Annotated in this window: 20 protein-coding genes and 1 rRNA gene; 4 read left to right on the forward strand and 17 right to left on the reverse strand. The window is 51.4% G+C overall.

The genetic code is table 11. From position 1 onward, the window contains the following. Positions 1 to 271, reverse strand: a 16S ribosomal RNA gene (locus tag C812_RS08305); the annotation flags it as partial. Between the two features lie 695 nt (positions 272 to 966). Further along, positions 967 to 1,236: a hypothetical protein gene (locus C812_RS08310; RefSeq protein WP_016312223.1), complete on the reverse strand. Its 270-nt coding sequence runs from the start codon at positions 1,234 to 1,236 to the stop codon at positions 967 to 969. Between the two features lie 197 nt (positions 1,237 to 1,433). Between C812_RS08310 and C812_RS08315 the strand changes: the two genes are divergently transcribed. Continuing rightward, a complete protein-coding gene (locus C812_RS08315; RefSeq protein WP_016312224.1) occupies positions 1,434 to 2,663 on the forward strand; it encodes an aminopeptidase in 1,230 nt (409 codons plus the stop codon). An 87-nt stretch (positions 2,664 to 2,750) separates the two neighbouring features. On the opposite strand, the gene C812_RS08320 is transcribed toward C812_RS08315, so the two are convergent. The 14 genes from C812_RS08320 to C812_RS08385 form a co-directional block, all read right to left on the reverse strand. Further along, positions 2,751 to 3,995 (reverse strand): MFS transporter, encoded by a 1,245-nt coding sequence (locus C812_RS08320; protein WP_016312225.1) that lies wholly within the window; start codon positions 3,993 to 3,995, stop codon positions 2,751 to 2,753. 68 nt (positions 3,996 to 4,063) lie between these two features. Further along, positions 4,064 to 4,342 carry an ArsR/SmtB family transcription factor gene (locus C812_RS08325; RefSeq protein WP_016312226.1) on the reverse strand — a complete coding sequence of 93 codons (279 nt, stop codon included), beginning with the start codon at positions 4,340 to 4,342 and terminating at the stop codon, positions 4,064 to 4,066. A 179-nt stretch (positions 4,343 to 4,521) separates the two neighbouring features. Next, positions 4,522 to 5,286: a MerR family transcriptional regulator gene (locus tag C812_RS08330; RefSeq protein ID WP_016312227.1), complete on the reverse strand. Its 765-nt coding sequence runs from the start codon at positions 5,284 to 5,286 to the stop codon at positions 4,522 to 4,524. 75 nt (positions 5,287 to 5,361) lie between these two features. Beyond that, complete coding sequence (locus tag C812_RS08335) at positions 5,362 to 6,435, reverse strand: Gfo/Idh/MocA family protein (protein ID WP_016312228.1); 1,074 nt, start codon at positions 6,433 to 6,435, stop codon at positions 5,362 to 5,364. A 28-nt stretch (positions 6,436 to 6,463) separates the two neighbouring features. After that, a complete protein-coding gene (locus C812_RS08340) occupies positions 6,464 to 7,567 on the reverse strand; it encodes a Gfo/Idh/MocA family protein (RefSeq protein ID WP_016312229.1) in 1,104 nt (367 codons plus the stop codon). A gap of 20 nt (positions 7,568 to 7,587) precedes the next feature. Next, the gene (locus C812_RS08345; protein ID WP_016312230.1) at positions 7,588 to 9,207 is read right to left on the reverse strand and encodes a response regulator transcription factor; all 1,620 of its coding nucleotides are present in this window, start codon (positions 9,205 to 9,207) and stop codon (positions 7,588 to 7,590) included. Positions 9,208 to 9,271: 64 nt separating this feature from the next. Continuing rightward, positions 9,272 to 11,074: a cache domain-containing sensor histidine kinase gene (locus tag C812_RS08350; protein WP_036624959.1), complete on the reverse strand. Its 1,803-nt coding sequence runs from the start codon at positions 11,072 to 11,074 to the stop codon at positions 9,272 to 9,274. Between the two features lie 96 nt (positions 11,075 to 11,170). Further along, a complete protein-coding gene (locus tag C812_RS08355; RefSeq protein WP_016312232.1) occupies positions 11,171 to 12,013 on the reverse strand; it encodes a carbohydrate ABC transporter permease in 843 nt (280 codons plus the stop codon). Next, positions 12,010 to 12,972, reverse strand: coding sequence for a carbohydrate ABC transporter permease (locus C812_RS08360; protein ID WP_016312233.1), 963 nt, complete (start codon positions 12,970 to 12,972; stop codon positions 12,010 to 12,012). The genes C812_RS08355 and C812_RS08360 overlap by 4 nt, the downstream gene beginning before the upstream one ends. Before the next feature lie 116 nt (positions 12,973 to 13,088). Continuing rightward, the gene (locus C812_RS08365) at positions 13,089 to 15,164 is read right to left on the reverse strand and encodes an alpha-glucuronidase family glycosyl hydrolase (protein WP_016312234.1); all 2,076 of its coding nucleotides are present in this window, start codon (positions 15,162 to 15,164) and stop codon (positions 13,089 to 13,091) included. Positions 15,165 to 15,178: 14 nt separating this feature from the next. Then, positions 15,179 to 15,955: a Nif3-like dinuclear metal center hexameric protein gene (locus tag C812_RS08370; protein ID WP_016312235.1), complete on the reverse strand. Its 777-nt coding sequence runs from the start codon at positions 15,953 to 15,955 to the stop codon at positions 15,179 to 15,181. A gap of 76 nt (positions 15,956 to 16,031) precedes the next feature. Next, positions 16,032 to 17,348: an ABC transporter substrate-binding protein gene (locus tag C812_RS08375; protein WP_016312236.1), complete on the reverse strand. Its 1,317-nt coding sequence runs from the start codon at positions 17,346 to 17,348 to the stop codon at positions 16,032 to 16,034. A 142-nt stretch (positions 17,349 to 17,490) separates the two neighbouring features. Next, the gene (glsA, locus tag C812_RS08380; RefSeq protein WP_016312237.1) at positions 17,491 to 18,432 is read right to left on the reverse strand and encodes a glutaminase A; all 942 of its coding nucleotides are present in this window, start codon (positions 18,430 to 18,432) and stop codon (positions 17,491 to 17,493) included. 59 nt (positions 18,433 to 18,491) lie between these two features. Beyond that, positions 18,492 to 18,782 (reverse strand): alpha/beta-type small acid-soluble spore protein, encoded by a 291-nt coding sequence (locus C812_RS08385; protein WP_016312238.1) that lies wholly within the window; start codon positions 18,780 to 18,782, stop codon positions 18,492 to 18,494. 147 nt (positions 18,783 to 18,929) lie between these two features. Between C812_RS08385 and C812_RS08390 the strand changes: the two genes are divergently transcribed. Then, on the forward strand, positions 18,930 to 19,802 hold the full coding sequence (locus C812_RS08390; RefSeq protein WP_016312239.1) for a YitT family protein: 873 nt from the start codon (positions 18,930 to 18,932) through the stop codon (positions 19,800 to 19,802). 3 nt (positions 19,803 to 19,805) lie between these two features. Here the strand turns inward: C812_RS08390 and C812_RS08395 are convergent, their stop codons facing one another. After that, positions 19,806 to 20,852: an ABC transporter substrate-binding protein gene (locus C812_RS08395; RefSeq protein WP_016312240.1), complete on the reverse strand. Its 1,047-nt coding sequence runs from the start codon at positions 20,850 to 20,852 to the stop codon at positions 19,806 to 19,808. A gap of 202 nt (positions 20,853 to 21,054) precedes the next feature. On the opposite strand from C812_RS08395, the gene C812_RS08400 reads away from it, so the two are divergent. Together C812_RS08400 and C812_RS08405 are read left to right on the forward strand one after the other, a co-directional pair. Beyond that, positions 21,055 to 22,035 (forward strand): FecCD family ABC transporter permease, encoded by a 981-nt coding sequence (locus C812_RS08400; protein WP_036624964.1) that lies wholly within the window; start codon positions 21,055 to 21,057, stop codon positions 22,033 to 22,035. Further along, positions 22,035 to 23,084, forward strand: coding sequence for a FecCD family ABC transporter permease (locus C812_RS08405; protein WP_016312242.1), 1,050 nt, complete (start codon positions 22,035 to 22,037; stop codon positions 23,082 to 23,084). The genes C812_RS08400 and C812_RS08405 overlap by 1 nt, the downstream gene beginning before the upstream one ends. The last annotated feature ends 194 nt before the right edge of the window (positions 23,085 to 23,278 follow it).

The following is a 23,278-nucleotide window of genomic DNA, read 5'->3' on the forward strand; positions in this document are numbered from 1 at the left end:
ACCCCACCAACTAGCTAATGCGCCGCAGGCCCATCCGTAAGTGACAGATTGCTCCGCCTTTCCCAAGCCCCTCATGCGAGAGACTTGCGTATCCGGTATTAGCTACCGTTTCCGGTAGTTATCCCAGTCTTACGGGCAGGTTGCCTACGTGTTACTCACCCGTCCGCCGCTAAGTTTATCAGGAGCAAGCTCCCGATAAACTCCGCTCGACTTGCATGTATTAGGCACGCCGCCAGCGTTCGTCCTGAGCCAGGATCAAACTCTCCAATAAAGTAGTGTTTGACTTGCTCATTTTAGAAAAAACTGACGAGATCGGATCGAATTTCAAGACCTGAGTACACCGGTTTGAAATTCATCCTTTAATCTCGATTTATTACTCACTCGTTGTTCAGTTTTCAAAGATCAACTCATCTTCATTATTATCCCGGCTCCATAAGGCCGGATTAATAATATATCACATCAGCAAGCTTCATTGCAAGAAGTAAATCCTTCCATTTCGCTTACCGCTCCGCCGTCCAACCGGCAGGGGATTAATATACCATATCAGCAAAGCTCACATCAAGTTGTAAGTTTTCCCATACGTCATTCGATGGCTGCTTTTGCTAACCGCCCTTGTACAACAACATGATGTGTTGTTTTATGGGCTGGAATATTAATATACCACTCGGCATGTTACCTAGTAAGAAGTAAATCCTGCCATTTCTCTGTGACCGCCGTTTTCGCGGCCGGATTTATAGAATACCATGACGATACACTTGAAGCAACCACTACTTTTTTCCATTAAAATCTGTCTCCAATATAAAAGTCATCTATCGTGGCGTGTCATATTCCCCAATACAAATAAAGGCCCTTCTACAAGGGCCATGGATCGTGAACTTAACAACACGGAAAAAATGTTAATTCATCTTGTGAAGGATGGCAGAATCAACCTCATTTTAAATGAATCACACCCCCTTCAAACTTCATTTATGATTCAAGTTGGTTTTCCACTTCTGCCAGTGCGGCTTGATCCTCTGCCAAGTCCTCTTTGGCCCGCTCGATCGGCTCCGGGTTCATTCGGCCTTCGGCTTGGGCAATGGCGTTTTCTGCTTTTTCAATCGCGTTGCGGGCACCCTCCACCGTCTCTTCACGGGGATGCGATTGCGCTTGGGTTACCGCACGATGCGCTTTTTTGACCGACTGCTGTGCCAGTGAAATCGGATTTTGCGATTGCATGCTGGAAAATGGATTTTCCATGTTCAGTTCCTCCTCAAGCAATGATGAGGTTAGGATGTGAAACTCAAGCTCAAAACATGCACATTCCAGAATATCCACCCGCCGTATGAACCTCTGCACGTTTCGGTGTTTATTTTTTCACTCCCCATCAGTTCGTGCTACAATAAGTCTGGTTTGAAAATTTATCGGAAATACGAACATATTGGAGGAATACAGTGATGGAAGCTTTCAAGGCTCTTCTTGAAAAATACGCCGAATTAGTCATCCGAGTAGGCGTCAACATCCAGCCCGGCCAAAACCTCATGCTAACGGCACCGCTGGAAACGGTGGACTTCACCCGTTTGCTTGTGGCTAAAGCCTATGACGCTGGGGCTAAATACGTCCACGTTGACTGGGAGGACGAGCAAATTACCCGCATTCGTTACGAGCATGCAACGGACGAATCCTTGTCCTACTATCCGCAATGGCTTGCGGATATGGCGGAACAATTCGGGGAGGAAGGCGGCGCGATCCTTCGCATTAAGGTGCCGGATCCGGAGCTGTTCCGTGGCATCCCTTCCTCCAGAGTGTCTACCGCAGTTAAAGCAGCGGCGAAAGCGCGGGAGAAGCATTCCGCCCAAACCCGCAACAACCGAATCACCTGGTCGCTGATCAAAGCCCCTACGAGGGCATGGGCCGATAAAGTGTTTGCAGATCTGCCTGAAGAACTGCGAATCCCGGCGATGTGGGAAGCCGTGTTCCAAATGAATCGCGTTGACCGCGAGGATCCGATCGCGGCTTGGCGCGAGCATATCCAACACTTAAAAGAACGGCAAGAGCATATGAATGCCAAACGATATAAAAAGCTGCATTACCGCGCGCCGGGCACCGATCTCCACGTCGAGTTGCCGGAAGGCCATCTATGGCTGGGCGGAGGAGACTACAATGCAGCCGGAAACTATTTTGTCGCCAATATGCCAACGGAGGAAATCTACTCGATGCCGCACCGTACTGGTGTCAACGGGACCGTCGCCAGCACGATGCCGCTGAACCTGAACGGCCAGCTTGTCGAAGGCTTAACCTTGACGTTCAAGGAGGGCAAAGTCGTAAGTTTCGACGCCAAATCCGGTCGTGAGCATATGGAGAACCTGCTTCAAACTGACGAGGGGGCCAATTACTTAGGTGAAGTCGCCCTGGTACCGCATGATTCGCCGATCTCGAAGCTAAACCGCATCTTTTATAACACCGGAATTGACGAGAACGCTTCTTGCCATTTCGCATTGGGCAGCGCCTATCCCGTGAATATCGAGAACGGTGCTAATTTAAGCAAAGAAGAACTGCTCGCTAGAGGTGCCAACGTCAGCCTAACCCATGTTGACTTTATGATCGGCTCCGCGGAGCTGAACATTGACGGCGAGCTGGCCGACGGAACGATCGAACCTATATTCCGCAACGGGAACTGGGTATAATCCTTCCCTCAAGGCAAAAACACGCTCCAAAACTTATCAGCGGCCCCAAGCGGCCTGGCCCAATTGGGTCAGGCCATGCGGGGGACGTTACGCCTGTCCGCTTACCTGCGGGCAACCGCCTTCCTTCGCTGCCACTTTGACCTCTTGGATATGCACTTCTGACGAATAACGTTGTACAGATTTTGGATTGCTCCGCAGACGTGCCAACCCCCAAACTCCAATCAGCGCTACCGCCACACCAATCGCTCCAAACCAGGTGATCGATGTCAAAGAAACTTGACCTACAGTCACACCGCCAATTGCTGCACCAACCGCCATCGCCAACTGATTCATCGAAGAATTCAGACTTAGCATGACACCAGACGATTCTGGAGCCAACGTAACGAGGTTGTATTGCTGGGTTGGCCCTGTGCTCCAGGCAGAGAACGACCACAAGATCAACACGACAAACACAGCAAAGATGGAATGTGCCGCAAACGGCAGCAAGATTAACGAAGTGATATGAATGATCATACCGGCTGCTAGCGTAAAGTTGATGCCTTTTTTGTCCGCGCTGTATCCTCCTGCCTTAGAGCCGATCAGACTGGCGATCCCAAAAGCCAGCAAAGCTGTGCTCAGGAGCGCTTCGCCCATCCCGGCAACCTGTAAAAGATACGGCGAAATATAGGTATAAGCGATGGAATATCCACCGAGCCAAAAGAAAGTAATCGCCAGCGCAAGCGCGATTTTCGGATTCTTCAGCATGGCAAGCTGCCCGGTCAGCGGTACGGGTTTGTCACCTTGAATCCGGGGAATCGTAAAGCGAATGACCGCGATCGCAACAATCCCAACAAAAGCGATCCCCATAAATACAGCTTTCCACCCAAAGCTAGAAGCGATGATCCGCCCCAACGGAACACCAACGATTAAGGAAGCCGTAAATCCCATGATGACCGAAGCAATCGAGCTTGCTTGTCTGCCTTCAGGAGCAATTTTCGCCGCGATGCTAAGCGCTGTAACGACGACCATCCCCGCCCCCAAAGCCATGATCACCCTGGCGGCAATAAACCAGCCAAAACCGGGCAGAATAAACGATAAGACATTCCCAACCACAAAAATGCCCAGCGAAATTAACATGAGCTTCCGGCGATCCATAGCAGCGGTGAAGGCCATCAAGATCGGCGTTCCAATCGCATAAACCAGCGAAAAGACCGTAATCAATTGACCAGCCGCCCCAATCGAAATGTGAAGGTCATCAGCAATTTGATCCAGAATTCCGGAAATGATGTATTCCGATGTGCCTACCAAGAAGCTGATTAAAGCTAAAATATAGATTTTCCACACATTTGACATAACTCTTCACTCACTCCTGATCACTTATATTATATTTCTAGAAATATAGAAATACAATTCAAAAAAAATTACTTCAACAAGTAAGGCGCGTATTTCTCTGCCACACTGCGGTTTAAGCTGTAGTAAATAAATGTGCCTTCTTTCCGTGAATCCAACAATCCGCACTCCGATAACTGTTTTAAATGATGCGACAGCGTCGAGTTGGCCACAGTCTTCAGCTTCTCTCCCAACGATACGCAGCACTGATCCGGCTCGATCGCCAGCAGCTTGACGATGTTCAACCGTGTCGGCTCTCCGAGCGCCTTATAGACTTTGACGGCCTCCCGCATCTCCGGGCTGATCTCCATATATAGGCCCCCCTTTGTCTTCATGAACGTATATTTCTATGTTTATAGAAATATAGTACCGCATTTCACACCCCTTGTAAATCCCCCTAATTTCTTTCGTTATCTTCACTAATTACAGCCCGCCGCAAAAAAAGAACCCCGCGACGCGACATCCCGTCACGGAGTTCTGGACCGCCCTGTTATTTCTTCATCCCGGTATAGATTTGAATCGCATCCCGCAGGAACTCGGCCGCACCAGGCTGATCCTTGTCGTAATAAGCTTTAAAGCGCTCATCGTCGACGTACATCTGCGCCAGCCCGGCATGGGCTTCCTTGCTGTACTCGTTCCAGTAGAACGTCAACCACTGCTTGTGCAAATCAGCAGCCTTTTGAGCAAGTTCACCGGCAGGATCGCCCGTCTTCATGGCCTTGGCTAATGCGACTTTAACTTCGTTCTCGAGCTGCGTAACATTCTCATATTCCTCCTGGGTCATGTTCATCAGCTTCTGATTGGATTTCTCTACCTTGTCTTCCCCGTATTTTTCCCGGATCTCCCGGCCATATTTACGCTCGTTCTCCTCGATCAACTGCTTCTTAAAGCCTTCAAATTTCTCTTGATCTTGCATCGAGATTCTCCCTTCATGTGACGCGATCGTTTTTTCCACATTCGCAATTAACGCGTCGAGTTGCTTGCGTTTGTCAAGGAGCTGATTCCGATGTTCTCTCAGTGCGCGGGTACCGTCGAATCCGGGATCGGTGACGATGGACCGGATATCTTCCAGACTCAGGCCAAGTTCCCGATAGAATAAGATCTGCTGCAGCAGATCGACTTCCCGACGGCCATAGATGCGATATCCCGATGAGTTCGTTCTTGCCGGCTTCAGAAGTCCAATCTCATCGTAATAGCGCAGCGTCCGGGTACTGACCCCGGCCAGATTCCCCAGCTTCTGAATGGTGTATTCCACAAGCTCACCTCCTGACAACACTCATGATAAACGTTGACGTTACGTGAAGGTCAAATCTTTTTTTCGAGAAAAATTTCAGGCCCAGCTCGGACGAGCTGCAACCACCGTCTCACCGGTTCTCGCTGCCCGTTCGATCATCATCCCGAGATAATGATCCTGTGCAGCCTCCCACAAACCGTAAAATTCCGGCCCGCCCTGAACATATTCGCCCATCTTCAACAGGCAGGTCGCAATCGCCAATTCATCATCGTATAATCTAGCCGGGGCAAACGGATTGGTATACAGCCATTGTTCCCCGCAGAGAATCCCCTGTAGAAAATAACCCTCCTGATTCTCTAACTCACCTTTATTTACACGCTTCAGCTCCAGTTGCAGCGGGGTCGTATCCTCCTGTTGGATTAAAACCCGAGAATCAAAAATTTCACCCCGTTCGCCGCGGACACAGCAATGATTAGAGCGAATCCAAGAACGATGCTGATCGCGGGTAAAATCATAGATCCCCAACCGATCACCGAAATCAAGCCATGCCAGTTCTCGTAATGAAGGGACAAGCCGATCCTCCGTTGGCGGACCACTGCGCGTTGGCCCCTGCACCCAACTTGATTCGAACCGCATGGCACGAATCCGTACTTCTTCAAAAGCAACTCCCAGCAACCTGCGAATCAGGCTGACACCATGGTATAAATGGGAGATCGAAACGGTTGCTTCCGTGATCCTTCCCAGCCGTCCCGCTTTAATCAACTGGAGTCTCGCTTGCTGAATCGGATGCAGATGATACTGCTCTGCCACCTGGATTTTCGCCCCGCTTTGGCCAAGCCGTGCATACAGCAACTCAAGTCCTGCGAGGTCCGCAGCCGGTGGGGTTTCCGAGAGGACGGGAATCCCCGTTTCGGCCAGTTTTAGCAAGTAAGGCAGCATCTCTGAGCCGCTCACCGACAGCACAACAAAATCCTGCTGCTCTTGCTGGAGCAGAGCTTCCACCGAGCGGTACGTTCGGACGCCCCACTGACGCTCCATCGCGAGCGCCTTCGTTTCCTCGCGGACAACCAGGCCCCCGATTTGGAAACGATCCGGCATCGCCTCGGCAATCCGTATATAATATTGGGCACGAAAGCCCGCTCCGCCGATAATGCTAAATGTGATGGCCATGCCTGATTCCTCCTCCATAATCATCGTCTTATGCCTGTTTGTGAAACCTAGGGGCTCGACCGATAATACTCTCCCGTGAATAAAAGATTGAATCTTTAGCCAATGGCAACGTAACCACTTTCCCTGTTGCAGCTGATTCATAAATCGCCATGATCAACTCGATCGTGCTTCGCCCCTCATTCCCGTCGATCAGCACCTGCCGAGAGCCCGTTTCAATGGCGGTAAGCACATCGTCAATTTGCCCGGCATGTCCGGTGTATTGAAGCGGCACGACCTCCTCCGCTGCTCGTTGGATCTCCACTTCCAGATCCGGATTCCGCTTCGGAAATCCGCCTTCACCTTCTTCCGAGGCATACAGTTGCCAAGGAATTCCCACCTTCGCGCGCTCCCCCTGAAAAACAAGCCGTTGTTCTTCACCATGATGAACAACGGAACTGGTCACTTGCGCAAGACCTCCGTCGGGATACTCCAAGACCGCGATAGACAAATCCTCGACCTGGGAATTCCCGTGCGACGTATTGGCGGTAACTGCGTGGACTCTAGAAGGCATCCCCCGAAGCCATAGCAGCAGGTCCAGATGATGCACCGCGTGGTTCATCACACAACCACCACCTTCATTTTCCCACGTTCCCCGCCATTCCACATCGTAATAGCTGCTGCCGCGCCACCAATAGGAATTCACCTCGGTATGGACAATGCGGCCAACCAAGCCGGCATCAATCACCCGCTTCACCCGGCGAATCGGATCATAGAAGCGGTTCTGCCCCACAACGGACAACAGCGCTTGACCTTGGGCAGCTGCCTCCAGCATCCGATCACATTCGGACAATGATGGAGCCATCGGCTTTTCCACCAGTACATGCTTGCCCGCAAGCAGAAAATCCGAAGCAATGTCGGCGTGAGTTGACGGCGGTGTACAGATCGATACTAAATCCACCGATTCTAAGCTCAACACTTCCTTGTAATCCGAGTAGATCGTGCAGTCCAATCCAAAACGTTCTTTGAGCTTGGACGCCTTCCCTCCGCTTCGATCGACCAGCGCCATAATCCGGCAACGGTCACGAAAGCGGGCAAACGCCTCCAGATGGGTACTTGCAATCGAGCCTGTGCCAATAATGGCGATGTTTATCATGATATCTCTCCCCAGTTTCTTTATTTAATCAAATCGGTTGGGCTCATACCGGTGATTTTTTTGAACAGTGTGCTGAAATAAGGCACATTCTTGTAGCCGACCTGTTCGGCGACCTCATAAACAAGCCGATTGCGCTCAAGCAACAACTCGCGGGCTTTTTCGATCCGAACACGCGTTAAGTAGTTGTTGAATGTTTCGCCGGTCATGTTTTTGAATATGATCGACAAGTGGTTGCGGGAAATGTACAGCTTTTCCGACAACTCCGCTAGCGTAATATCCTCGGCATAATGCTCATGGATATAGCCGGTCATATAATCCACTACCTGCCGGTGCTTACTGTTCCCTCGCCACTGGCGGCTGCTGCAGATCAGCGTAATTTTATCCGACAACCATTCGGTCAGCTGCTCTGGCCCCGTTAAGCCAACCAACTCTTTGGTGATCTGCCCTTCGGGGACCAGATCATTCAGCAGCACCCCAGTTTCATAGAGGCAATACGTAAATACCCCCCACAGCTCGCAAGCTAAAATTTGTACCGTTTCCGGAGTCATCGCTTTCTGCAGCTCCAGCCGGTTCATGTAATCGGCCACTAACTTCTTAGCTTCCGCTTCCTGGGACGCCTTCAACGCCGAAGCCAATTCCACGTAAAATTTCACCGAAAATAAATTCGCCGCTGCCGTGTTTCCGTCTTCTTCGTCCAGATAATGATATAACGCGTACGTGGAATCTCGCCGTCCCAACCTCATGTCGATCGCGCGGAACGCTTCTTCCGTTGAATCCGGAATGTGCTGCCACTGCGCTTTCACGCCTCCAATCCCAACGCGGACAACCAGTTTCAGATAACTTTTAATCGCATCGATCAGCTTCACACCCAGTTCATGCAGCTTCTGCTCCAGCAATTCCTTGGGCTCCTCTGGACGCGGGTGGAGGATTAAAACAGCCCTCGTGCTGTGCAACTCGGTATATTCCACAGTCCCGAACCTTTTGCGGGCCACCTCGCAAACAATATTGCTGATCGCAAAACGGAACAGATTCCAATCCGTCAAGGAAAATTGGCCAACGCGCGCATCCCGGACAAGATCGATCCCGATCGTCACATGGCGAAAATCCGTCCAATGCCGATAAGGCTCCGGCAATCGCCCAGCCTCGCGGTAAGAGCTGTCCAGCGTTCCGACAACCGCCGAGCGAACCCATTCCTTCTCAATAAACGGCTCATACAGGCTCAGCTTTCGCTCCATCTCGCCCTGTTTTCGACGGTTTTCTTCCTCCTCGGCCAACTCATCGATCACCTTGCCCAGAATTGACTTCAATGTTGGCATACTGATCGGCTTGGAGACATAATCGCTGACATTAAAGCGAAGAGCTTGCCGCGCATGCTCAAAATCGGAGTAGCCGCTAAAAATAATGACTTTCCCGTCATACCCTTCCTTCCGCAGCTGCTCAATCATATCAATGCCATTCATCGCAGGCATGTAAATATCCGTGATGACGATATCCGGATTGGTTTGCCGGACCACCTCCAGCCCGTCCTTCCCGTTCTGGGCTTCCCCAACCCAGGTCGCCCCAAGCTGTTCCCACGGAATCGCCCGTTTCATCCCCTGCAGCACTTGGCGTTCATCATCAATGATGGCGATTTTCCACACCCTCAACTACCTCCTTGACAGTTCTCTCCAAGATGTTTTAGATGTTTCGGCACGGACCTACGGTTTATGCAGCCGGTCCGGGTTCAAGCGGTTCGATCAGTTGAGGCACCGGGGGCTCCAACAGCTTCGGCAACGTAATCACCACACGGGTTCCCCCTTCCTCCCGTTGAGATAACTCTACGCCGTAAGCGCCTTCAAAGTAACCCGCGATACGCTCCTTCACATTGCGGATGCCGTAACCTCCCGTTCTCCGCTTCCGCTCACGAGGCACGGCCTGCTGCAGTCCAGCGCCGTCGTCATCGATCGTAATCACAAGCCGGTTCGACTGTTCCTCCAGCGTGATCCACAACTTCCCGCAAGTACGTCCGTTAAATCCGTGGACGATGGCATTCTCAACGAACGGTTGCAGCGTCAGCTTTGGAATAAACAACTCCTGAACGGAGAACGGAGCATCGATCGTGTAGTCCAGTTCACCGCCGCCTCCAGCTTGCCAACGAAGTTGCTGAATTTCCAAGTAACAATGGATATGCTCCAGCTCCTCGCCAATGGTAATAAAGCTATTGCCGTTGGATAAGCCAATCCGAAACATCCTGCCCATCAGCTCGAGAATCCGGCTAAGCTCGTCCTGTCCTGCTTCGATGGCCATCCAGTTTAGTTGATCCAGCATGTTGTACAAAAAATGCGGATTGATATTAGCCTGCAGCGCTTCGATTTCCGCTTTACGCTGCTGCTCGTATCTTAGTCGCAGTGACCGGTACAACTCTTCAATCTGCTCCATCTGCTTGCGATATCCATCAAACAGATACCCAAACTCGTTCTCGTAATCGTTGGGCAGATCAACGGGATGCTCGCCGCTGCCTGCTTCTTCTCGTCCGCCTACGAAATATTGCCGCATGGCGGTAACCAGCTGTTTGATCGGTTTGGTAAATTGACGGCTTAAGTAAAGCGTAAGCAACAAGACAAGCAAAATGGCGATCACGCCAATCACGCCGATGACCAGTGCCAGACGGAAACTGCCGCTCGTAATTTCACTCCAGGGCGTGACTTCTACGAGCATCCAATGGGAATCCTGCATCTTGGAATATACCAGCAGTGAATCCCCCAGCTCTTTGTTCCCCCGGATATGAACGTATCCGGATTGATCCGTTTTTACATTGATCCATTGGGATAACTCGGTATGCTCAGGCACCAGGCCGGTTTTTAGTGTCAGCTGGCCCAACGTGTCAATCATTATCCGATTCGCCGGCGCAGAATGTCCGGCTAAGAGTTGTTCAATCTCTTTGGCTTTGACGTGGACGACGAGCACGCCGAGATATTTGTTCTCCTCGACGATTTTGCGGGCGAAGCTGAGCACCCGCACGTTCCCTTGGAAACTGGGGACTTCATGCTCGCTAACCCATGCAAAATCATTCTTGTCGAGCGCCTCCACCCAATCTTGCATAGCCAGATCGCCTAGACTACGGAACTGGATATAGCTGTTGGCGTCCCCACGTAACGGACGCTCCATATATAAGTCGATTCCTTGGATGATCGGAATCGAATAGGTCAAATTCGCTAAAGCACGCTCCACACTCACAGAGCGGCGATGCCGATCGTATTCATCCTGCCGATCGCGCAGGAACGTAATCAGTTCATTATCGCGTGATGTCGACAACGAAATTTGCTCAATCGTCACCAACCGAGTGGTAATTTCGTTATTAAGCTCATCCAGCAACAACTGCTGGTAATGGGAACTGGTCTTGGCCAGTTCATTCGATGAAATAAGATAGCTGGCCCAGGCAATACAAGCCAAGACGACCACCATAAAGATAGAAAAACTGCGAAAAAACAAACTGTCAATTCTAAATTTCTTAAACGGATTCGTCATGCGCAAGGCTGCACTCCCTTCAGGTGTAAGGAAAAAACGGTAAAGCTGCGAAGGTCGTTCACGCTTTACCGTTATATAATTGGCTATTCGCCACCCTTATCCCTTTATTCCGGTTGTGGCAATCCCTTCAACGAAGTATTTTTGCAAGAACATAAAGATCAAGGTAGCCGGAATGATGGAGACGAGCGACATCGCCAGTAGTTGTCCCCATTCTTGAGCCGACTGGGAATCGTTAATCATCCGCAGCGCGAGGCTAACCGTATATTTGTCTACCGAATTGAGATACAACAGATGTCCAAGGAAGTCGTCCCAGTTCCACAAGAAGCAGAAGATGGTGACGGTCACGATCGCCGGAACCATCAGCGGCATGACAATCCGGAAGTAGATCCCGAACCACGAGCAGCCGTCGATTTTGGCCGATTCGTCCAGCTCCTTCGGAATGCCGCGCACGAACTGGATCAGCAGGAAGACGAAGAACGTCCCGCCCGCACCGCCCGCAAGCATATGCGGCACGATAAACGGTAAATACGTATTCACCCATCCGAGCTGGTGGAACAGAGCGTATTGCGGAATGATCAGCACCTGCCCCGGCATCATTAAGGTGAGCATAAACAAGGAGAACCAGAGGTTTTTCAAAGGGAAATTCAATCTTCCGAACCCAAACGCTACGAGCGTGCTGGATACCAGCGTCGCAGCAATAACCGCGGCCTCTAAGGCGAAAGTGTTCAGATAGAAATCGGTGAAAGTGTGACCCGGCACCGAATTCCAGCCCTTCACAAAGTTGCTCCATTGAGGAACCGAAGGAAAAATATTCGGCGAAGCCAGCTCGCCGTTCGTCTTCAGCGACGCGCCGATCCACCACAGCACGGGGTAGATCATGACCAAACTAAACAGAATCATAAAGAAGTGCCGAACCAGCGGCTTCCATTTAAAGGTCATTTGCCATTTCTCCCTTCCGGTTCCGTCTCGTAGAACACCCAATATTTCGAAGTTCCGGCAATGATCAACGTAGCAATCACGATCATCACCAACATGATCCAGGCAAGTGCCGACGAATAACCCAGCTGATACCGGCTAAACGCCCGCTCGTACAAATATAGCGCATACACAAACGTCGAGTTCATTGGCCCGCCATTTGTGATGACAAACGCTGACGTAAACATTTGGAACGCGTTGATCACGCCCATCACCAGGTTGAAGTACAATACCGGCGAGAGCATCGGCAGCGTGATGTTGAAGAACTGACGAAACCTACCGGCGCCGTCCACGGCGGAAGCCTCATACAGTTCAGCCGGGATTTGCTTAAGTCCGGCCAGGAAGATCACCATCGATGAACCGAACTGCCAGACCGTCAGCAACACCAGCGTACTTAACGCCGTATCGGGGCTGGTGATCCAACCTTTCCCCTCAAAGCCAAACGCTCCGATAATTTTGTTAAAGATCCCGTCTACACCAAAAATATTCCGCCAAAGCAGCGATACCGCGATACTGCCGCCGATCAACGACGGGAAGTAAATCGCCGTACGGTACAACCCGATCCCCCGCACCGCCCGGTTCAACACCATGGCGACAAGCAACGCTGCGATCAGCTTGAGAGGGACCGAGGCTAAGACGTACAGGAACGTAACCTTAACCGAGGTGACAAATTTGGAGTCTGCCGTAAAGATCAGCTCGTAGTTTTTGGTCCCTACCCAATTAATCGGTTCCAACAACGTGTAGTCCGTAAACGAGTAGTACAACGATAAAATCAGCGGGTATGCGGTCAGCCCGAGAAACCCGAGCAGCCACGGTGAAATAAATAAATAGCCGGCCACCGGAGCATTCCATCGTTTGAGGAAGACCCGGCGCTTGGTGCTGACTGGTGCGTCCTTTAAGCTCATGGCCGCGGAACTTTTCATGCTTGCTTCACCTCTGCAGTTTCTGAATGCCTTATAGTTCAAGTATAGGGCGGGCCCACGGCCGGTTGTAGAAGAGGAATCCTCGAAATCTTTTAAAATATCACGAAAAAATAATCTTAATAAATCCGACGTCCTTGCTGATCGTTAATGCCGCTTTTGCGGTAGAAGTACGTATTGATTTGGTCACGCCACTCCTTGGCATGCTCCGCTTGCTCCGCCAATCGCTCGGCAACCTGCTGATGCAGCGAATCTTCCATCAAGCCGGATAGACCAGCCCACAATTCCACCAGCTCCTCGGCTCGCTCAACCCCTTCAAAATGAGTATCGTAAATATGCTGAATGACCGTCTTGCCGGATTGGAGCACATGGGTGTACGGCACGTGATGGAAGAAGAGCAACAGCTCGTCGGGACACGTCTCCAGCTTTTCGTATAAACTTTGATTCGGCTCTGCATATTGTGAGGTATATCCCGTTCCCGTAGCTTTCGTGCGGTCCACACCGATCCCGTGGCAATCCGCAAAATGATACGTCCCCCACATCGAGTATTCATAACCATCGACATTCGGGCCATAATGATGGTTTGGATTCACCATAAAGCCAATGCCCAGCGGAGCGGTGTAGCTTTCGTAAATACTCCAGGAATCCATCAAAATACGAAGGATCACTTGGTTGACCCGCTCGTCGCTCCCAAATACGAGCTTAATCCATTCCTCCGCAATCGCTTCAGCGCTAAGGTCTGGATTCCAGGCCAGCCGCCCATAGCCATAAAAGTTCGCCTGTGCCAGCAAATGACCGGTCCAGTTGGCATCGTTCCCGATATTGGAAACCGCGGCAAACCCGCTATAACGGGAACCATGCAGCGTACCGTCCACAATCCGTTTGATGGTCGAGCCCTCACCCTTCAGATGGGTGTCGAAGTCCAGCACTTCCTTCCACTGAGGTACGAGGTAGCAAACATGACGTTGCTGCCCGGTATATTCTTGGGTGATTTGGAACTCAATCATTTGATTTGTCGCAGGCATCGCACCTAGCAGCGGCGATACGGGCTCGCGCACTTGAAAATCGATTGGGCCGTTTTTGACCTGCAAAATCACGTTCTCTTTAAACCGTCCATCGAGCGGCACGAAATGATCATAGGCAGCCCGTGCCCGATCTGTTTTGCGATCTCGCCAGTCCTGCTTACAGTTGTAAACGAAGCAGCGCCAGATCACTAGTCCGCCGTAAGGTTCCAGTGCCTCGGCCAGCATATTGGCACCGTCTGCATGATCCCGTCCATACGTAAACGGTCCCGGTCGGTTCTCCGAATCTGCCTTCACCAGGAAGCCGCCAAAGTCCGGGATCGCCTGGTAAATCTCATCTGCGCGCTCCCGCCACCATGCTGCAACCTCTGGAACCAGCGGATCGGCAGTAGATAATCCGCCGATTTCAAGCGGCGCTGCGTAATTAATGCTGAGGAACAGCTTAATGCCATAGCTGCGGAAGATTTCAGCCACCTTGGCGACATCTGGCAGAAATTCCTTCGTAATCAGCCCGGTCTCGACCCGATGCACATTGACATTGTTAATGGAAATCGCGTTGATCCCTGTTGATGCCAGCAGCCGCGCATAGTCGGTAATACGTTCCAGGTTCTGTGTGAACCGATGATTTTCGTAAAAAATCGAAGCTCCTGCGTAACCGCGCTCAATACTGCCGTCCATGTTGTCCCATTGATTCACCATCCGCAGTACGTTCACCGGGCGCTCCGAAATATTCAATCCTTGCAGCGACTGTCCAGTCCCCAAGCGGCGCAGCAAGTCAAACACCCCGTACAATAAACCGGAGGCATTCTCCGCACCGATGGCGAACCGAGCGGAATCCGGTTTATACCGCAGAGCATAGCCTTCCGCCCCCAATTGCAAGGAAGCCTTCCCTTCCGAGAACACCTCATCTAGGATAGGACTATGCCCCAACAGCCCCAGCACAAAACAAGGACGGTCCCCTGCACTTTCCATAATAGAAATCTCACGCCCCAGCATTTGGGATAAACCTCTCGACAGCTCCTGAGCAGCAGTGTGCGCCGCCGGTTCATCCGGGCCATCGATAACGATGCCGTCAAATTGATCTAACTCTGTCCGTCTCTCTCCCGGTTCAATCCTCCGGTATCGAAGCCAGGCATCATAACCAACTTCCGTCATTGTAGTTGTTTTGCTCATGGAATCTCCCCTTGTCATATCCATTGAAATAACGTTTCATTTTCGATCACATGCACCGGAAGGGTTGGGAAAGCCAAACGAAGCTTGCCGGCTAACCGCCTCATTCCAGGCGCTTCGCTGGGACCGTGGCCAAGGAACATCATCGCCTTCTCCCGCCCTTGATAGACAGCATCCCGCACATACTCAGGCGCTTCCCATTCCGGGCCTTCGCCTGCAATGATGAGATCGACCTCTCTAAGCAGCGGGATCGCCAGATCCCCGCCGCCCCGGTAACCAACCAGCACTCCAATTTTCCGACATATCAGCTTCGGATTCCCCGTAAACCGGATAAACGGTACATTCAGCTTCCGCTTTAACAAGCTGGCCAGCTCCTGCAGAGTCATGCCCGGAAGCTCTAAAACTGCGGACGCCGGGCGATATTCCCGCACCGCATCCTGCCAATCGAGCTCCTCAATCACCCCGGCGGTAATGCCGTCCAGAGTCTCCCGGTGAATACCGTCATGGTAGCGATAGATCGCAAGGTCCAGCTCCTTTAGTCGCTGCAGCTTATAACGGGCAACAGGATCCTCTTCCAGAAGCTTTGTCGTGTCCATCTGATGCCTGTAAAATACTCCTTCATGCGATATCAACAAGTTAGCTCCCAGCGAAGCTGCCTGCTCGATCGCCGCTTGCGTGGCCATAAACGTCACCGCGATTCCGCGCACTTGGGATTCCGCCTTACCGCTGACTAAACCATCTACCGTAGGCTGGACCCGTGTTAACTGGTCGAGAACATCTTGAATGCGCAGCATGCATTGACCTCCCCTTCCCTGGTAAAAATCAACCCGGAACGAGAAACCTGTTCCGGGCTGAAGTCGAATGTAAATCTTATTCGTAAGCCATAGCTGCTTCTTTCAATTGCTTATAGGCTTCTTCTGGTGTAATCTTGCCGAAGCTCAGCTGATCATGGACCAGAGGGAAGTCTTTATCGATATAGTTTGTCCAGCCCCCTGGACCAGCTGTCCAGGTTTGGCCGTCTTTCTCAGTAGCGCGGAGCAGCTCCATGCCTACTTTATCCACTTCGCTCATGCTGGACTCCAGCGCAGTTGCATTATCCTTGTTAACTGGCAAGCCCCGCGAGGTTTTCAGGATTTTGGAAGCTTCCGGATCATTGACGAACCAGTTGATAAACTCTACTGCCTCTGCCTTATGCTCGGAGTTCTCGGACACGGACAGGTACATCGAAGGTTTTAACCAACCCCCGGCTTCCTCAGCTCGCGGCATCGTAACGAGCGCGTAAGCGCCTGGCTTGATGCTGTCCCATGCCCCATAGTTGTTAGAGAAGCTGTAACGGAACAAGATTTTACCGGCTACCATCAAGTCCATTTGCGGATCGAACTCTTTGTCAGAGGAGTTGACGTCCGCCGGCGGCACTAACCCTTCATTGCGCAGTTCCTCAAAATGCTTGGTCCATTCCATGAAGGAAGCTTCATCGATGTTAAACTTCCCATCATCCGTAATGACCGTGCCTTTACCTTTACTATATTGATAAGCTGAGTACATGAAGTAGTTAGCTGCATAATCTTTGGTAAAATACTGACCGCTTGGCAGCTTACCTTTCAGTTCCTTCGCCAGGGTGAAGAAATCATCCCAGGTCCAGCCGTTTTCCGGATTTTTGACGCCCAGCTTGTCCAATGCAGCCTTGTCATAAATCATCCCAAACGCCACAGAACCGAGCGGAATCGCGTATTGCGTTCCATCCAGTTGACCGCCGGCCAAGAGCTTCGGATCGATCTTCGACACATCAACCCCATCCAGAGGTGCCAATTGCTTGCGACTAGACCAGTCTGGCGTCCAGCCCGGATCGAGTTGAATGATGTCCGGTGCATTTTTTGCCGCCGCTTGAGTTGACAGCTTGTCCAAATAACCGTCCATCCCAGAGTATTCCGGTTCAAAAGTGATGTTCGGATGGTTTTTCGTGTACAAATCAAGAGCTGCCAAGGTGGCTTCATGCCGTTCCTGAGCCCCCCACCACATAATCCGCAGTTTTACAGGCTCACTGCCCGCACTCGTTGCGGCATTGCCTTCTCCAGCTGCTCCAGCCGGTTTGGCTGCATTGCCGTTCGTACCGCCGCCGCAGGCAGCCAGTGCCCCAACCATGGTTACCGCTACCAGCGTCGTCAGTAAACGCTTCCATTTAAACATTGATAACCCTCCCATTTGAATCGTAAATATCTGTTTACATCTTTATAGTAACGACTTCAAACGGAAGTGAATATGAGAGCAATGCACAATTTGTTTTAAAATTGCCCGAAAATTTTGATACACCTAAGTAAGCCCTTTCCTATTAAAATAGGCTCCAATCCAACGTTTGCGATAGCCGTTCTATTAACTGGACGCCTGCGATGCTATTACCTTTGGAATTGAGTGCAGGCCCCACCACGCCAATTCCGTAACGTCCAGGCACTAGCGTCAAGATCCCGCCGGATACGCCGCTTTTTGCCGGAAGCCCTGCTTCGATGGCAAATTCTCCGGACCCGTTGTACATTCCACAAGTCACCATAAACGTTTTCACGATTTGCACATACCGTCGAGGAATCAGCGTCTTGCCCGTCAAGGGGTCCTTCCCGTCAAAGGCCAGAACCAGCGCCATCCGCGCTAAATCCTCACAGCAGACCTTAATTGCACAATGCCGGAAGTAAATGTCCAGCACTTCTTCAACGCCGCAGCCCAATACCCCTTTATCCAACAAAAAATAAGCGATCGATCGATTCAAATGCGCCGTCTTCGATTCGGAAAGATAGACTTCCCTATCGTATTCGAGGTTGGGGTTGCCGGCCAATTCGCGAAAGAATGACAAGATCCGCGCCGATTTCGCCTCCGCATTTTCCCCTTTGATCATGGAAGACACCACGATAGCGCCAGCATTAATTAGCGGATTAAAGGGAATCGCCGGCTGCATCAACTCCAGCTTCATGATGGAGTTAAAGTGATCACCGGTTGGTTCCATGCCGACCTTAGAGAAAACAGCGGATTCCCCATGGTCCATGAGGGCCAGGATCAACGTGAAAACTTTCGAAATGCTCTGCATCGTAAAACTGTCCTGAGCTTCCCCCGCAGAGATCGATCGCCCCTGAGCATCCAGAATATGAATCCCAAGCAAATCTGGCTTCGCCTTGGACAGCTCCGGAATGTACTCCGCAACCTTGCCTGCAGCGCTTGTCTCTCGGCATTCTTCCACCCACTCCTGAAGGTGGAGCTTCAGTTGATCCCATTCACTCACAGCCATGGTGAACCCTCCTGCACGTTCTCTCATATGAATCGCAACTGGATTTCCAGGATCCAACTTTACTGCGGATTGTTTAAGCGTTCTTTCGCCAAGCGAATCATTTCCTTGACCATCGCTCCGCCGATTACACCGCCAACCTTGCCGGCCTTCGCGGTCGTTAAATCACCGTTATCCCCTTCGCGCAGCGGAACGCCTAACGATTGGGCCACTTCATATTTCACATCATCCGGCCGCTCTGGAGGGGCATTGTATCCCTCACGCATCATGACTTCCGCCTTAAACCGGGCCAGGCGCAGTGCCGGGTCCGTCTCTTGACCACCATTCCCGTTATTCCCTTTTGGTTGTACCATGGATATCCCTCGCTTTCAAGTGAGTATTCTCCAATAAGATTCCCCATCAGCGGTGAGATATGTCATAGTCGGTGGTTGTGATAAAAAAGATAATTTTAGCCGATAATCATATCTTAAAAAAACGTTATCTCTAAGGAAGGCGCAGATATGAATTTGGACCAGTATCGTCCGATGATCGAAAAACCATTACGAGCATGTTTAAAACCTACGCAGGAGATCGCTGTCATCCTGCTCTCTGCCGTACTCGTAGCTGCAGGGCTCAATTTGTTCCTGATTCCGCATAGACTGCTGTCTGGGGGCGTCACAGGCCTTGCATCCATCATCGTGTATTTGACGGGATGGAATATATCACTTGTCTACTTTCTACTGAATGTCCCCTTAATCCTATGGGGCTGGAAAGCTGTTGGACGTCGTTATATCGTGCTTAGCTGTATCTCTGTCGTCAGCACCACCTGGTTTATCTCTATCATCCCCGAGGTGCAAGTCACCCGAGATCCAATTCTGGCCGCCGTATTCGGCGGAATCATCTCTGCAGCAGGCATCGGATTTTCGCTGCGGGTCGGAGGCTCGACCGGCGGGTTCGATATTCTTGGATCCATCGTCACACGAAAAAAGGACGTCCCCATGGGGAACATCCTCTTTCTGCTTAACGGGCTTGTTATTTTAGTGCTTGGCTTTTTTCAAAGCTGGGATCTCGCCCTGTATTCAATGTTATCGACCTTTGTCAAAGGGAAAGTCGTTGATATGATTCACGTCGGTCATATCAAAGTGACCTGCTTCATCATTACGAAGCGTAAAGATGAAATGCTCTGCCAACTGCGCAAGCTGCATCATGGTATTACCTGCCTCAGTTCTGAGGGCGGATATCACGAAGAGAAAAACTATACCCTGATGACCGTGACAACTAGATACGAGCTCGCTGCCGTCCGTAAAGCGGTCGTGAGTACAGACCCGCACGCGTTCATGAATGTAGTCGAATCCACAGAGATTGTTGGACGTTTTTCAAGGCCGGTTCAATAGTGACTACTTTTCAATCTCATAAAATTTGTACAAGTCGTCCAGCATCAAGTTGGCTGCTTTGATCCCGCCAGCGGTATTCCAGATGGCGTCGTCCACTTTGTAGGCTTTGCCGTTCTTGACGGCGCTCAGATTGTTCCATAACGGATCGTTAGTCCAATCCTTCTCGGTTTGGCTGGCATTGCCGTTGCCGGTTTCGTACGTGAAGTAGAAAATTCGATCGGCGTCTACTTCAGGCAGCCGTTCCTTGGTGATTTCATCAACAAACGTATCCTTCGCATTTAGAGTCATGGCATTTCGGGCAATACCCAGCTGTTCAAAAATAATCCCCGAGAACGTATTCGTGTGGTACACGCGGGTCTTCCCGTCCATAAAGCGAACGACGGATACCGTTTCGTCCAACTTGTCTCCGGCTTTAGCTTTAAAATCAGCAATTCGTGCGTCGAAGTCAGCCAGCAACTCATCCCCTTTATCGGTTAGTCCCAAGGCTTCGGCGTACAATTTAAAGTTGTTCATCCAGTTGCCGCGCAAGTCCTCGGACATCACGGTAGGGGCAATCGCCTGCAGTTGCTCATATACTTTCTCCTGACGCATCTTGTTCCCGATAATTAAATCAGGCTTCAGGCCAGCGATCAGCTCAAGGTTCGGCTGGCTTTCCTCACCAACTACCGTTACGCCCTCCATCTCGTCCTGAATATGTGGATACCACGGATCCCCGAGCCAGGAGCGCACGGCTCCGACTGGCTTTATTCCCAGTGCTAATAGCGCTTCCGTACCTTCGTTTGTCAAGACCACAACTTTTTGCGGGGTACCTGTAATTTCCGTTTCCCCCATCGCATGCTTCACAACCCGTTTGCCATCTGTCGCGGCGTTCGTGCTGTTGTCTGCCGTCTGGTTCTCGGTTGCCGAGCTTCCGTTGGTATCGGTATTGTTGGACGATCCTTGCGTATTGCTATTCCCACATCCCGCAACAACGAGTGCCAGCGCCATAACCGCGAAAGCCCATAAGACTAAGCGCCTGCGATTTGTTTTTTGGGTATGAGTATGGTTCATAATCCTTCTCCCCTTTTGCCATTTTAATGTCCTCTTTGAGTGATAATGATTATCATCTTCATGAATATAGGACATCCCCCTTTAGTTTGTCAATACAATTACAATTAAGAATGATTATCAGCCTCATTGACAGACTCTTCCCTATCTTCTAAGATTTAAAGGTCATTATTATTTTGATCTAGAAAGTGGGTAATCTAGTCCGATGAAAGGTTTAGGCTTGTTGATTTGCACGCTGGTATTAGCCGCAGCCGTCGTATGCAGTATTAGCTTTGGCGTGACGGACATCCCATTTTCTACCGTCTGGGAATCCTTTGTCCATCCGAACGGAAGCAATGAACACCTGCTCATTCAGACGGCCCGTGTACCGCGCGCTTTGATCGCTGCCTCCGTCGGGGCCTGCCTCGCCGTTGCGGGCGCATTGATGCAAGTCATCACCCGCAACCCCATCGCTTCGCCCAGCACGTTGGGCGTAAATTCCGGGGCCGCTTTCTTTATTATCCTGGCCTCGGGATGGCTTGGCTTATCGGGGATTCAAGCCTTAACTTGGGTCGCCTTAATCGGAGCTGCGCTTAGTGGAGCAGTGGTATTTCTTCTCGGCAGCCTAGGACGAGACGGCATGACGCCGATCAAGATCACGTTGGCAGGGGCTTCGATGGCAGCGTTTTTTTACTCGTTGACTCAAGGGCTTATGCTCTCCGACGGGAAGATGTTCGATCAAGTGCTCGTCTGGCTCGTAGGTTCTGTGACCGGGCGCGGGACGGAGCAGCTGCTGAACGTCCTTCCTTATATGGGAATCGGCATGGTTCTTGCTCTCTTGCTCGCTAGACAACTTAACGTATTGGCGATGGGCGAAACCGTTGCGCAAGGACTGGGCCAACGTACGGGCTTAATTAAAGCGTTAGCCGCTGCAGCCGTCATCCTGCTCGCCGGCGGCTCTGTTGCTGTTGCTGGCCCTATCGCCTTCGTTGGCATTATCATCCCGCATATCATTCGGCATTTTGTCGGCACGGATCATCGTTGGATATTACCCTATTGTGCCTTGACGGGGGCCATCCTGCTCGTATCGGCCGACATCGGCTCCAGATACATCGCCATGCCTAAGGAGATTCCGGTAGGCGTGATGACAGCGATCTTGGGCGTTCCGTTCTTCGTATACATCGCAAGAAGAGGGGTGAAGAACTGATGGCTAAATCCAACAAAGCTGCATCGCTCCACGTCCCTTCGTCGCATCGGGCCAGAAGAAGCAGAACCCTCTGGATCTGCCTGCTCCTCGCTATCCTATGTATCGTCATGATGATCATCAGCGTAGGGGTCAGCAGCCAATATCTCCCGCCGATGACCGTCTTGAAGGCCTTGTTTGGCATGGCCGAGCCGGGAGAACAAGTCATCGTCGTGAATCTCCGTCTGCCGAGAATTCTCATCGCTGTGCTGGTTGGCGCTTCTCTGGCCGTGGCCGGGGCGATCCTGCAAGGCGTAATCCGAAATCCGCTTGCTTCCCCCGATGTCGCGGGAATTACGGAAGGAGCTTCGCTCGGCGCGATTTTGTTTATTTATGTGTTTCAAGGCACGATTTCAATCCATTGGATGCCGCTGGCATCCATCCTTGGCGCTTTCTTCATTACCGCGCTCTTATATGTACTTGCTTGGAAAAAAGGAGCCTCCCCGCTGCGGATCATCCTCATCGGGATCGGGGTATCTGCCGCGATCAAGTCGTTCTCGTATATGCTGATCATCTCCGGACCGATGCAGCTGGCGAATCAGTCACTCACATTTATGACCGGCAGCATTTACGGCGTCTCCTGGGATAACGATGTGCTAACGCTGCTGCCTTGGACGACCGTGCTGCTCGTTCTCACCTGGTTGCAAGCTCGCCAAGTCAACATTCAAGCACTGGGTGACGACATCGCCACCAGCGTGGGCTCCCGCGTTCAGCTGCAGCGTTTGCTTCTGATCGTGCTCAGCGTTTCGCTGGCAGGATCTGCGGTAGCCATCGGCGGAGCCATCTCCTTTATCGGGCTGATGGCGCCGCATATGGCTCGCAGGCTGACCGGGCCGTCCTTCACCGGCGTGCTCCCGGTCAGCGCGTTGCTCGGCGCATTGATCCTGCTCGTGGCGGATCTGATTGCGCGCACGGCTTTTTTGCCGCGGGACGTGCCGGCAGGCGTGTTGACCGCTGCGATTGGTGCGCCGTTCTTTATGGTTCTGCTGTATAAGAACCGGAACCGGTTCTGATTTGCGAGCAGGCCGCTTGTTTTGCCGGCGCCCTCTGTCTTTACGGCCAACTGCAAAAGTACATTTGAAACAGCCCTAAACCCACGGTTTAGGACGATAAAATGTAAAAGCCCTAAGGCCCCCTAAATAAACTGGAGTCCTCCCCTACAAGGATTTACAATGGAAATAAGGGAGAGGATTCAGTTATGGGAAAA

It is taken from the genome of Paenibacillus barengoltzii G22 (assembly GCF_000403375.2).
GTDB classification, from domain to species: domain Bacteria; phylum Bacillota; class Bacilli; order Paenibacillales; family Paenibacillaceae; genus Fontibacillus; species Fontibacillus barengoltzii.